The sequence below is a fragment of the Vibrio sp. L5-1 genome (assembly GCF_021728315.1).
GTDB classification, from domain to species: Bacteria; Pseudomonadota; Gammaproteobacteria; order Enterobacterales; family Vibrionaceae; genus Vibrio; species Vibrio splendidus_K.
This window is the reverse complement of the sequence record NZ_JAKKCQ010000001.1, coordinates 1,025,800-1,037,817: the sequence shown is the minus strand read 5'-3', so window position 1 is coordinate 1,037,817 and position 12,018 is coordinate 1,025,800. Positions and strand designations below refer to the sequence as shown.

At 44.6% G+C, this 12,018-nt stretch carries 11 protein-coding genes and 1 pseudogene; 6 read left to right on the top strand and 6 right to left on the bottom strand.

Features of this window, described 5'->3' with window-relative positions; genetic code table 11:
• The first annotated feature begins 132 nt into the window (after window positions 1–132).
• From uxuA to L3V35_RS04235, 4 genes are all read left to right on the top strand, one after another.
• Window positions 133–1,320 (top strand): mannonate dehydratase, encoded by a 1,188-nt coding sequence (gene uxuA / locus L3V35_RS04250; protein ID WP_054545959.1) that lies wholly within the window; start codon window positions 133–135, stop codon window positions 1,318–1,320.
• A 173-nt stretch (window positions 1,321–1,493) separates the two neighbouring features.
• Complete coding sequence (locus L3V35_RS04245) at window positions 1,494–2,012, top strand: TetR/AcrR family transcriptional regulator (RefSeq protein WP_237298558.1); 519 nt, start codon at window positions 1,494–1,496, stop codon at window positions 2,010–2,012.
• Entirely contained in the window at window positions 2,009–3,064 is a 1,056-nt protein-coding gene (locus L3V35_RS04240) for an alcohol dehydrogenase family protein (protein ID WP_237298556.1), read from the top strand. Before L3V35_RS04245 ends, L3V35_RS04240 begins: the two co-directional genes overlap by 4 nt.
• 234 nt (window positions 3,065–3,298) lie before the next feature.
• Window positions 3,299–4,393 (top strand): HDOD domain-containing protein, encoded by a 1,095-nt coding sequence (locus L3V35_RS04235; RefSeq protein ID WP_237298554.1) that lies wholly within the window; start codon window positions 3,299–3,301, stop codon window positions 4,391–4,393.
• Between the two features lie 102 nt (window positions 4,394–4,495).
• Here L3V35_RS04235 and L3V35_RS04230 read toward each other — a convergent pair whose 3' ends face one another.
• From L3V35_RS04230 to L3V35_RS04210, 5 genes and pseudogenes are all read right to left on the bottom strand, one after another.
• A complete protein-coding gene (locus tag L3V35_RS04230) occupies window positions 4,496–4,894 on the bottom strand; it encodes a DUF1090 domain-containing protein (protein ID WP_237298553.1) in 399 nt (132 codons plus the stop codon).
• Window positions 4,895–5,056: 162 nt separating this feature from the next.
• Window positions 5,057–6,583 carry an SgrR family transcriptional regulator gene (locus L3V35_RS04225; RefSeq protein WP_237298551.1) on the bottom strand — a complete coding sequence of 509 codons (1,527 nt, stop codon included), beginning with the start codon at window positions 6,581–6,583 and terminating at the stop codon, window positions 5,057–5,059.
• A gap of 10 nt (window positions 6,584–6,593) precedes the next feature.
• On the bottom strand, window positions 6,594–7,604 hold the full coding sequence (locus L3V35_RS04220) for a Gfo/Idh/MocA family oxidoreductase (protein ID WP_237298549.1): 1,011 nt from the start codon (window positions 7,602–7,604) through the stop codon (window positions 6,594–6,596).
• Between the two features lie 113 nt (window positions 7,605–7,717).
• Entirely contained in the window at window positions 7,718–8,617 is a 900-nt protein-coding gene (locus L3V35_RS04215; protein WP_237298547.1) for a homocysteine S-methyltransferase family protein, read from the bottom strand.
• Between the two features lie 131 nt (window positions 8,618–8,748).
• Window positions 8,749–8,951 (bottom strand): annotated as a pseudogene (locus L3V35_RS04210) (IS110 family transposase); the annotation flags it as partial.
• A 23-nt stretch (window positions 8,952–8,974) separates the two neighbouring features.
• Between L3V35_RS04210 and L3V35_RS04205 the strand changes: the two are divergent.
• Together L3V35_RS04205 and L3V35_RS04200 are read left to right on the top strand one after the other, a co-directional pair.
• Complete coding sequence (locus tag L3V35_RS04205) at window positions 8,975–10,054, top strand: hypothetical protein (RefSeq protein ID WP_237298546.1); 1,080 nt, start codon at window positions 8,975–8,977, stop codon at window positions 10,052–10,054.
• 170 nt (window positions 10,055–10,224) lie between these two features.
• The gene (locus tag L3V35_RS04200) at window positions 10,225–10,926 is read left to right on the top strand and encodes a lipoate--protein ligase (RefSeq protein ID WP_237298544.1); all 702 of its coding nucleotides are present in this window, start codon (window positions 10,225–10,227) and stop codon (window positions 10,924–10,926) included.
• Window positions 10,927–11,078: 152 nt separating this feature from the next.
• Here the strand turns inward: L3V35_RS04200 and L3V35_RS04195 are convergent, their stop codons facing one another.
• The gene (locus tag L3V35_RS04195; RefSeq protein ID WP_237298542.1) at window positions 11,079–11,939 is read right to left on the bottom strand and encodes an SDR family NAD(P)-dependent oxidoreductase; all 861 of its coding nucleotides are present in this window, start codon (window positions 11,937–11,939) and stop codon (window positions 11,079–11,081) included.
• Window positions 11,940–12,018: the final 79 nt, after the last annotated feature.

The window sequence follows — 12,018 nt, the reverse complement described above, 5'->3', positions numbered from 1 at the left end:
ATCGTCTTTAGACCGGCGTAGACCGGTACTATCTCGGGCAGTAATTGTCATTGCTGCCATTAAGAAGTCGTTATTGCATTTAGCTTGATTAATTCGAGCCGGCTAAGTGCGTCTTAAAGAAAGGTAAGTCTCATGGAACAAACGTGGCGTTGGTATGGCCCTAATGATCAAGTTTCGCTAGACGATATTCGTCAAGCGGGCGCAACTGGTATTGTGAATGCACTGCACCATATTCCAAATGGTGAAGTTTGGACAAAAGAAGAAATCCTTAAGCGTAAAGCCATTATCGAAGAGAAAGGTTTAACGTGGTCGGTCGTAGAAAGCGTGCCTGTGCACGAAGAGATCAAAACTCAAACTGGCAATTACCAGCAGTGGATTGATAACTATAAGCAAACTCTGTCTAACCTTGCTGAGTGTGGCATTGACACAGTTTGCTATAACTTCATGCCAGTGTTGGACTGGACGCGCACTGATTTAGAATTTGAAATGCCAGATGGCTCGCGCGCATTGCGCTTTGACCAAATAGCATTTGCGGCCTTTGAGCTGCATATCTTGAAGCGCCCGGGTGCAGAATCGGACTATTCAGAGTCAGAGCAAGCGCAAGCGTTGGATTACTTCAACAACATGACGCCAGAGCAAATTCAACAGCTGACCAATAACATCATCGCTGGCCTGCCAGGCGCTGAAGAAGGCTACACACTTGAAGCGTTTCAAGTGCAGCTGGATCGCTATGCGGGAATCGACAAAGACAAGCTACGTGGGCACATGTCTTACTTCCTTACTGAGTTGATGCCAATTTGTGATGCGAGTGGTTTGAAGATGGCGGTTCACCCAGACGATCCACCGCGTCCAATTCTAGGCTTGCCTCGTATCGTTTCAACGATCGAAGACATTGATTGGTTGACCGAACATGTACCGAGCAAAATGAATGGCTTGACGATGTGTACGGGTTCATACGGTGTTCGTGGCGACAATGATCTGGTTAATATGATCAAAAAGCACGGTGACCGAATTTACTTTACGCACCTGCGTTCAACTAAGCGTGAAGAGAGCAACCCAATGACATTCCACGAAGCAGCGCACCTAGATGGTGATGTGGACATGTACAACGTTGTAATGGCAATTTTGGATGAAGAAAATCGTCGTGCAGAAGTGGGCGATCACCGTTTAATTCCAATGCGTCCGGATCACGGGCATCAAATGTTGGATGACCTGAAGAAAACCACTAACCCAGGTTATTCGGCGATTGGCCGATTGAAAGGGTTAGCCGAAGTTCGCGGGTTGGAAGTTGCACTCAAGCGTGCTTTCTACACTAAGTAACCATTCGAACATTAGCGACTAACGCTTACACATAAAAATCCTGCTTCTTGATAGAAGCGGGATTTTTTGTTTTTAGGGCTCTATAAAAAGATCTCATTGACATGGGTAGAATGATCGCTCTACTATATGTGTAGAACAATCATTCTACCTTTGGTTAGGTATAAGAGGTCAGCTTGTTAAGAGAACAGATTGCAGCAAGTCTTGAAGTGGCGTTTAGCCAACAAGGGTTTGCTGAGCCGAGTGTGGCTCAACTGAAGACGGCGTGTAACGTGAGCCTACGTACGCTCTATAAACATTTTCCATCGAAAGAAGCGATGATAGTGGGCGCCTTAGAGCACCGTCATCACCGTTACCTAAATTTCCTATTAGAAAATGTACCTGCTGGTGGCCTTGAGTCGATGCTTGATATCTTCAACAAGTTACAACAGTGGATGGAAGAGTATGCGCCGCACGGTTGTATGTCGATGAATGCGATGGCGGCTTTTCCTGACAACGAGATAATTAACCAAGCTGTTACTGAACATAAACGAGAAGTAAAAGCACTTCTGGGTAAGCAGAGTCAACGAGATGATCTGGCTTCAGAGCTTTTTCTACTTCATGAAGGTGTATCAAGCGCGTGGCCAGTATTAGGCGAAGAAGCGGTGATATCAGCACAGAATATGGTGACAAAATTACTCAAGGAAACACGATGAAATTCGAATTACCAAAAACAATGAAAGGCGTAGAGATGTTAGGACACGGCGGAGCAGAAATGCTTGGTTACCGTGAAGATATCGCTGTTCCTGAAATTGAACCTAATGAAGTGCTGATCAAAGTGATGGCTGCGGGCGTGAACAATACGGATATCAACACTCGAATCGGCTGGTACTCAAAAAGTGATGACTCAGACGACGCAAGTTGGTCGGGTGAAGCGTTGCAGTTTCCTCGTATCCAAGGCGCTGATGTGTGTGGTTTTATCGTGGCGGTAGGTAATGAAATCTCTGCTGATCGTATTGGGGAACGTGTACTGATCGAACCTTGTTTGACGGAAGTTTACGGGCGAGATTTACCACAACCATGGTATTTTGGTTCGGAGTGCGATGGTGGCTTTGCGGAGTACACCAAAGTGGCCGCGAAACACGCTTATGAGGTGAACAGCACTATGTCGGATGTTGATCTAGCGTCTTTCCCGTGCTCTTACTCGACAGCAGAAAACATGCTAACCCGTGCCAACGTAACCGAAGGTGATCGCGTGCTTATTTCTGGCGCATCGGGTGGTGTGGGCTCGGCTGCTATACAACTGGCGAAAGCTCGCGGTGCTTATGTGATTGCCATTACTAGCCCAAGTAAAAACCAACAGTTACTTGAACTTGGCGCAGATGAAGTGGTTGCTCGTGATGCTGATCTGGTTAAAGCGTTAGGCGCAAACAGCATCAATGTGGTTATCGACTTAGTTGCCGGTGACAAGTGGCCTCAGTTCCTTGAAGTACTGAAACCCCGTGGCCGTTATGCCGTATCTGGCGCAATTGGTGGCGCTATGGTCGAGCTCGATGTACGAACTTTGTATCTCAAAGATCTCAGCTTTTTTGGTTGTACGGTTTTAGAACCACAAGTGTTCCAGAATCTAGTCAATCGTATCGAGAAACAGCAGATCGAAGCAATCGTCGCGCAGTCTTATCCGCTCGCTGATATCCACAAAGCACAAGACGACTTCTTGAAGAAAAAGCATGTCGGTAAGATTGTATTGGAAGTGTCCCAGAGCTAACTTCAGACAGTGCCACACATCTAACCTATGTAAGAGCGAGCCAGTGTTATGTGCTCGCTTTTTTGTTTCTGACGAATACAGGAGGCCTAGTCTCGCAGGCTGTTGAGTAACAGATCCTATACAGTTGAATAGTTAGTGATTAAATTGTCACTGTATGGTTTATGAGTTGTCTGTGCGATAATCACCCCCGTTATATATCCCTATCTATGTTGTATTCATCTAGGAGCCGTATTGATGTTTAAAAGGGTATTACAGGCATTATTCTCACCTTTTGTTGATCCAAAAAACAAACCCTCTGCAGAGCCTGTTCAAAAAGAGCAACAACAAACCGTTGCTACTGATTCCGTTCAGTCTTCAACCTTTGTTCCGCCGTCGTCAGCTCAACCATCATCATTAATCGTTGATAAGACGCTTAGCCTTCACGATGGTGAGTTCCTTGATTACTTGTTTGGAGAGTCTCGCCTGCGAACAGAGTCAGACCCATTTAGTGATTTTGTTGCTTGTCAGATCGAACGTTTGATTCGCTCTCCAAAAGCCTTGCTCAATGAATTGCCAGTGATGCCAGCCTCTGTGACCACATTAATGGCAGAATTACAGAGTGATGAATTTGACGTAGATGCATTGCTAAAAGTAATTGAGCGCGAGCCGAGCATGGCAGCCGATGTGATTAAACTGGCTAACAGCGCATTCTACAAACGTAGTGAAAAACAGGTAACCGACCTAAAAACAGCATTCCTAAATATGGGTTCTCAAGGACTTGTTGAAGGGGTTGTGAATAGCTACATGAAGAACTTCACGCCGGGCAACAATATTTACTGGCGTCATTTCGGTGAGAAAATTTGGAATCACAGCGTTCAAACCGCGTCTTTTTCTAAGGAGTTGATGAAAGACTCTTCATCACAAGAAGAACAAGCGGCGGCGTATTTTGTTGGGTTAATTCGCAACTTAGGCAAGATGATCATTTTCCAAATGATGGTAGAAGCCTTCAAGCATATTGATCCTTCTGTTCCACCTAACTCATTAGCATTGAAGCGCCTGATGAACAGCTATTCAATTCGCCTGACTTACACCATTGCTAAGTTCTGGGAGCTGCCAGAATCAGTGTTGACCGCAATTGGCTACCAAGAGTCGAGCCGATACGAATGCACACCACTTGGTCAAGCTGTGTTTGAAGCTAACTACTTGAGTGAGTTGTACTATTTACTGGAAGAACAAACGATTGAAGTCGAGCAGTTTAAGCACAGATGCAAAGAGACACTAACGTCACCTGCGGCATACAAAGTGGCTAACCGGATTTATAAAGAGTCTGAATTGGCACTGGTGGGATAATAACGGCTGGCGTTGGCTAGGTTGATTCTTGAGGTCGTCAAAAAGCGGTATTTTTTCAATGGTCTTACTAAGCAGTAAGACCATTTTTGTTTAAATTATCGATTAAGGAATCTGAGCCAGTTCTTGTTTCAATTCATCGATTTTACCCAGTTCTTTTTCGATCTTACCCTCATATTTTCGAATCTTATCCGCTCTATCGTCTTGTTTTGCTTCTTCTAAGTCGGCTTGGTATTCAGCTAAATCTTGTTCATTGGATTCAATCTTCTCGCGGAGCTCATTCTTCAACCCTTCATTGGTGCAGTTGTCTTTCGCAGCTTTCAGTGCGGTGGTTAATCGCTCTACTTTGTACTGATTGTCGTACTGTTCCGCTTTCTTTATCTGATATTCAATCTCACAGAACTTCTTTTCACAGCCTGTTAGCGCGTCGCATTGGGTGCTTGCCATGCTGTTAAAAGAGAGTGTGCAAAGAAACAGTAATGAGCCTGTTAGGTGTCGAGTCATGGTTTACCTTCTTATTGGGGCTATTTAGTTTGTGCTTATATTTGTGGAGTCTCACTTCGAGAGTACATTAGCATCCCATTTCTTTGCTATTGGCAGGGGAGTGTTAAAGATAAGTCTCTGTGCCTAATGACTTATTTTGAACACGACTAGATTTACAAATGGCTAGACTGACAAATGGCTAATCCACAGCTTGTCGAGCTCACACCAACCGAAACCATTCACTTGCGCGCCGTGTATCTTTTCAGAAACCTCTAAGTTGAACGCCTCTTGCTTGAGCTCAACCACAATCCCTGAATCATTCAACCAATGCTTCAGTGCCAACACTGCATTCATCGCTAACTCAAAGTTTGGCTGGTTTCTTATTGAGGCTAAGCCTTGTTGGATTGTCTCTAGCATTTCAGCAGGCAGAGCTAAGTCCTCAAACGGAAAGCGAATGAAAAAGCTTAACCACGAAGTGAAGGTGTCGTTCTCATCAATAATGCTGCACAGCGCGACGTCTTTGGTAGTTAGGTAGTTAGGTAGGTAGTGTCCATATTCCACGCTGGTTTTGCTGTCGCCGGATACTGACAATTGCTCGAAAAGGGTTTGGCATTCAGAGGTGTCTTCAACAGTGAATTCACGAATGGTTTTCGACAATGTTGGGTTCTGAATTTTGAAAAACGTTGAGCCGAAATCCGGTTGAGAAGAATGGTCATCGCCACGCACGGTGATCGTTTTCTCGGGCAGTTTCACGCACACCTGATTTTGAGCGCAAGCTTTGCTCTGTGCCCATTCTGGATAGACCCACAATTCGACTCGATTGAGAATGGGTGTACTGTGTGAATACGCGCTATTGCGGCTCAATCTCAACATCTTGCTCGAGAATATGTCTAATGAGAACGCGCCAGATCCAATCAGCCTTTCAGTCGGTGATGAGTGATCAAATATGGAGGCTTCAACTCTGGCAAGTAAGCGCGGTAAATGCCAATCAGGTTGATTCAATTTCACGACAACCACATTACCAGTCGAGACAGAGACCTCATCAATATGCTGATAACAGCGACGCCATATTTTGCTTTGAATTAGCGAGTTAAGGTTGCGTGCTATGTCTTGAGGTTCGAGTGTTCGACCGTTATGGAACTGAACGCCATTGCGAATTTGAAAGTGCCACTGTGTCGCATCTTCATTAGGTTGCCAATTATAAGCCAGATCGCCGCTGAGTTTGCCGTGCTTAACGGAGGTTAGGCGTTGGCAAGTTTGCATCACTAAGAAACGTTCGGTGCGTCTAAGTACTCGTTGAGGGTGAAGCGCTTCGAGTTCTCGGTGAAATGGGATATACGCGATATTCTGCGCCGACGGATTGGTATTGCTTAGAAAGGCTTGTAACTCAGCGCCAGCATTGCGGCCATTAAAGCTCAAGGTGCTAAACACCTGTTCGATGTTGCCTGCGTCAGCTTGGGTTTGTGCGTATTGGTAACACGCCTCAATGGGCTCAACCAGACACGTGAGTTGTGCCTTCTTGCTGCGGCCTGAGCTGGCGTGCCACTCAATCCAGCCTTGTGCTGTCATCGCTTTGAGTAAGGTTTGAACGTGACGTTCACTCACGTGCAGCAGTGTGGCCAGTTGGTTGACCTGACAATGTGATACTCCAGGCCCAAAAGCCTGAAATATCTTTTCATACAGTTCAAGCTTGCGCTTAAGGTTGCCCAATTTGCTTTTCCTAACGATGAGGTTGAGTTAAATGTTTATAGCCAGAGTCAATGAGTGCTTTCTCCATCGTATCGAGCACTTGAGAGGTTACCTCTGAGCTTAGGATATCCGATTCAGTTTTGCCTTGAAGCACCAAATCTGAAAAATGGTCGATTTCAAATTCGAACCCATTGCCCGTCACTCGTTTGTTGATGGTCGACTTCTGCCCTTGATGTTCAATCTCAATAAAGGCCGGATTCCACCATTTTTCGTGAATGGTGATCTTAGTGTTGGGCCCAGTCAAGTGTGCTGATCGGGTAAGGTTTTGCACTGTTGATGCCGATATCTTACCGTTTATATCACCAGAGAAGGTAAAGCACGCATCGGTATCAACATTCGCCCCCTCATACAGACATGACATCTCTACCTGAGGTTTTGAAGGGGTCACACCCAGTGTTCGACACAGATCGTAGAAGAACCAAAGCCCATAGACCCCAACATCGAGTGTTGCTCCGCCTGACAAATCCGGATTGAAGATAAACAAATCGGGCTCATAGTCGTGATGGTTACCAAAGTTGGCTTCGATTGAATCTATTTGAATGTGGTTATCGACCAAGAATGATTGGAGCTCACGATACGCGGGAAACACCACGGTTTTCATCGCTTCTAACAGCATCACGCCATTTTGTTTCGCAAGGGCTTTCATCTCAAGCCAGTCAGCAAGGTTGGTAAAAGCCGGCTTCTCGACCAATACGTGCTTATTGTTCTTTAGAAACAGTTCAGCGAGTGGCTGGTGGTACGGGTGAACGGTGGCGATGTAAACCGCTTCAACATTTGGGTCATGCGCCATTTCTTCATAAGAGCCATAAGCCTTGTCGCAACCAAACTTGTTGGCGAACGTGGCTGCGCGTTTATGGTCTCTCGCGGCAACCGCATAAAGTTCACCATGCAGACAGTGCTCTGTTACAGCTGTTGCGAATCGATTGGCGATATTGCCTAGCCCTGCGATGCCCCATTTAATTTTTCGTTGCGTGTCGCTCATCAGTTGCTCCAAATCGTTGTTTTGTATCAGTGTACTCAGAGGCGCCACATACAAATAGAGAACAGATTTCTCAACCTGTTCTCTATTTATTTTATTCTAGCTGAAGCTCCGGATTAGCTCTGTAGGGAGCGTTTCCAATCGGCTAGGGCTTGAATGTGTTTTGGCCCGATGCCACAACAGCCACCGACAATATTCGCACCCAATGCGTGCCAGCGTTTTACATAAGTTAAGTAACCTTGGCCATCCAGCTCACGCATCTCCTGAAACATATCATTCGCTTCATGTTCGTTGCTGATAGGCGCAAAATTGTTGGCGTAGACACCAATTTCTAAATCACGGCCTAGCTCATCGATCACTTTCTTAGCATCGATAATGGCTTGATCCATCACTTCAGGCACTGAGCAGTTAAACATAATGCCTTTTGCGTTCGATTGGCAGGCAAGTTTGATCGCGTCTGTTACGCTCTCGCCAGAACGAATATTGGCACAATCGTCCTTGGTGTCTTCCAAACTGAATGCGTAGTAACAAGGTTTGCTTGATTGCTTGAGTACCGAATGAATGGATTCGAATTCTTGCAGGCTACAGATGGTTTCTGCTATCCAAAGGTCGATGTTTGGATCTTGTGCATCGTAAAGTGTTTGGATGATTGGCGCGGCCTCTTCGACCTTAAATAAGTCTGGTCGGTAGCTGCCAAATGGCGGTGGAATCGCGCCCGCCACTTTCACGGTGTGAGAAGCATTGTCAGCAACCGCTTTAGCCAGTTCTCCAGACAGTGCGGCTAGTTCAAAGCCTCGTTGTTCAAAGAGTCTTTCACCCAAATGAAAAGGTACACAGGCATAGCTATTGGTGATCAGGATTTCAGCACCTGCATCGACAAAGTTTTGATGCGCTTGGCTAACAAAGTCGGGTGCTTCAATCAGCGCTTGAGCACTCCAAAGCGGTTGAGAAAATGGCGCGCCGATTTCTTTGAGTTCTCGGCCCATGCCGCCATCAAGTATGGTTAGTGTTTTCATATTCAATACTATCTAAACAATTGCTGAAGTTCTGCCGCCACCATATCAGACAACCTTGTCAGACAGAAGCCATCAAGACTCTGTGTTATCGAGAAAAGGTGTCGGACTGTTTTGGAGATAGCTACGGCATAATTCAGAGTGCCCTTTCCCAAGAATGTATACCACTACACACATCAATAGCTATACGCTTGAGTAGCACATTTGCTATTGTAGTCAGTGGGTTAGTGCGGGTTGCTGACTTGTGAAGTATAACCTTACCTTTTTGGTCTACGACATGAACACTAAAGTGGTTTTTAGCTAGGTCGATACCGCAGAAATAAGAGTAATCAGACATGGTGCCATGGTAAGGGGAAGTCTATGTCATTTATTAGTAGTTTTAAGGGGTATAAATTGAGTTCACCAATATTAGAGGCACTTCCAGCTATCCATGTAACTGTTATTGGTGTTGTAGCAGCCTTCTTTTCTGCATTTGCTATCTATGCTTATCAAAAGGTTAATGATGCTAAAGAGAAGCTTGATTCTGCGCTTAAGCAAAGTATTAACTTAACATCTCCAAGTGCTATGAGATTTGGAGGTGGAAATAGATTTGTAACAGGTGATGGTAATTTAGATTGGGATGAGAATGGCAAGGAGTTGCTACGACAAGTAACTTCATTCTATTCGTATCTCGACTATGAAGAAAAGTATGGCATCCCACGTAGTGAGTTTCAGCGAGAACCAAACCCTGAAGAAGTCATAGAGGCTTGTGATGAATTGTTTTTATTATTAAGTACAATTTTCACCACATACCCGTTTTGGAATAATAATATGGTCCACGTTCAGGCGCAGACTGAAAAGGTTGTACTAAATTGCAATCAAGATCTTGATTTAGAGCGCATTCATGAAATGCAAAGAATCGTTGGTTATTTGTGCTGGACATGGAGTACGAGTAGTCGCGCTATAATAACGTTAGCGCGTAAAGGAGTGGAATTTAAGAAAAACCAACAAATGAAAGAACAAACAGAAATGTTTGAGAAACAGTCAGCTAATATTCCAGAGTCTGAGCGTGAAAGAATATGGAAGCAATTTCATCAACCACATGTCAGTAGGGTTATGGATTTTGAGTCTATATTTGTTGGTTTTTTTGAAAAAGCACATCTTGTTCAGCAGGAAGTTATTCCAACATTGTTAGAATCTTTGACTAGTTTCACAACGTACAATCAAACATTCAAAGTTAAAGACACAACGCTAAAAGTAATAATGTTAATTGCATTTAATTTAGTTGCTGGAGTTATGCTACCGCTAATAATTTTAAACTTGTTAATAGGGGCTAACATCGAATGGTCCAACTTTTGGTTTAGCTCCTTTGAGTACTTTTTATTATTAGTCACTATGTTTCCTTACCTCTGGGTCATTAATTATCTCTTTAATAAGGTTAAAAATTTAGATTTTGCCTGATGCGGATAACAAGTAAGGATTAAGGTTTTGCGCGGTCTAAATCCCGAGTGTTGTACAAACTCGAAGCCACTTTATTAAGTCGTACGATTGGGTTTGGGAGGTATGCTTATCTCATCAACCACCCCAGCATGTTAAATACTAAGTCGCCACAATCTGTAGAGGAAAGTGCATTGAAGTTAACGAATAAACTCGTACGTTACCCGCACATTGATGTTGAGCGTGCGTTTGAAAAAGAAGATGCGTTATTGCAGCAAATACAGGCCGGTGAGATTGCGCAAGCCTTAATGCTTTGGCAAGCAAAAACGCCGACACTCGTTTTGCCCGCAGGTAAAAAATGGCCAGTGACGGTAGAGTCTAGAAAACAACTCGCGGCACAAGGTTGGCAACTCACCTCACGAAAAACCGGTGGCGCTCCCGTTCCTCAACTGCCGGGGATCATTAACCTGTCGCACATTTACCATTGGCCTCGTGATGAAGCCTACAACATCCAAAAAGCGTATCGACATTTATGCGACGTCTTAACCCAGTTTTTTAAAGAACTAGGCATCGATGTGGATGTACACGCAACCCCCGGTTCTTATTGTGATGGTGAGTACAACCTCAATATCAATAAACAAAAAATAGTGGGTACTGCTCAGCGTGTCTTGCTTAAACAAGGGGGCGGCCAAATTGTACTTTCGCAAGCCTGTATCTTGTTAGATGTCGACTTAGAAAACATAGTGATACCCGTGAACTTTTATAATCAAGTTTGCAGTAACCCAACCGTGGTAGATGCGCAGGTTCATACTCCGTTGTCCGCGCATTTGGCAACTCTACCCAACGTAGATTCACTTTTTCAACGGTTGAGCCAAGCTTTTATCAAGTACGCGTAATGTCGCTATTTCGCTAACGCTATGCCAATTTGTTGGGAGAGGAACCATTTCAATGCTATCGAAATAATAGTTGAAGCTCTCTCGTCACGATATCAGACAGTTTTGGGTTTTTGGTGCCCCTAAATATGGAGCACTCCTTGTATTGTATCTGGCTAGCGAGAGTGGGATTTCAGCTCGAGCTGTTCTGCAAGTAACTGGTCGAGAGTTGTCACCAGCTTTTGATTTTTCTCCGTATCTAATGCATCAGCATGAGGGTCTTTGAATAATCCCGAATCATTATCAAAGTACCGTCCTGAGGCATCAGAAAATTCTTCCGACAGTGCCGCTCTGCACAAGATATCAGCACCAATCCCTAAGTCATTGCCTTCCAAACCATACGCATCTTTAACCAATTTACTGCCAAGAAATGAGGCCGGATTAACGGGAATGATTAGGGGCCCTTGATCTCCTAATTGGTGCGCAAGATGGATTGACCACATCGTTAACGCTAACTTACTTTGTGCGTAGATGGGGCCATCTAAAGCGTCAGGATTTGGGCTGACAAGTGCCTCGAGATCGACCGATGACTGAGCGGCTGAAGATAGATTGACGATGCGACCGTTGGCATCAAAAAGTGGTAGCAGCTTTTGAGTCAGTAAATAAGGGGCAATGGTGTTGACGGTAAAGCGGACATCGAGATTGTCTTTGGTGGTGATCTCGGAAACCTTGTAGACACCAGCGTTGTTAATGAGTACATCGAGCTCTTCATGCTTCGACTTTATTTGGTTGGCGAGGGCTTCAACTTCAGAAAGAGAAGAGAGATCAGCAACATAACTTTCGATAATCGCATCCTTGGATAATCGAGAAAGGCCGGTTTCTACTTTGCTGAGTTTTGTTGGGTTACGTCCATGGATAAGGATGTGATGCCCTTGTTGGGCTAACATTTTCGCGGTCTCTAAACCGATACCATCTGTCGCACCTGTAATCATGATCTTTTTTCGCATCTTCCTTCCTTGAATAAAGAGTCCGGACAACTTTTATAACAAAGTTTGATTGCACAAAGTTTCTACTACTTCACATGCTGAGATATAGAAAGTACGGATGTGTATTACG

What these genes read in the sequence shown, in the direction of transcription:
- uxuA (WP_054545959.1), top strand. Translation starts at nt 133, where the DNA reads ATGGAACAAACGTGGCGTTGGTATGGCCCTAATGATCAAGTTTCGCTA.
- L3V35_RS04240 (WP_237298556.1), top strand. Translation starts at nt 2,009, where the DNA reads ATGAAATTCGAATTACCAAAAACAATGAAAGGCGTAGAGATGTTAGGA.
- L3V35_RS04235 (WP_237298554.1), top strand. Translation starts at nt 3,299, where the DNA reads ATGTTTAAAAGGGTATTACAGGCATTATTCTCACCTTTTGTTGATCCA.
- L3V35_RS04230 (WP_237298553.1), bottom strand. Translation starts at nt 4,894, where the DNA reads ATGACTCGACACCTAACAGGCTCATTACTGTTTCTTTGCACACTCTCT.
- L3V35_RS04220 (WP_237298549.1), bottom strand. Translation starts at nt 7,604, where the DNA reads ATGAGCGACACGCAACGAAAAATTAAATGGGGCATCGCAGGGCTAGGC.
- L3V35_RS04215 (WP_237298547.1), bottom strand. Translation starts at nt 8,617, where the DNA reads ATGAAAACACTAACCATACTTGATGGCGGCATGGGCCGAGAACTCAAA.
- L3V35_RS04205 (WP_237298546.1), top strand. Translation starts at nt 8,975, where the DNA reads ATGTCATTTATTAGTAGTTTTAAGGGGTATAAATTGAGTTCACCAATA.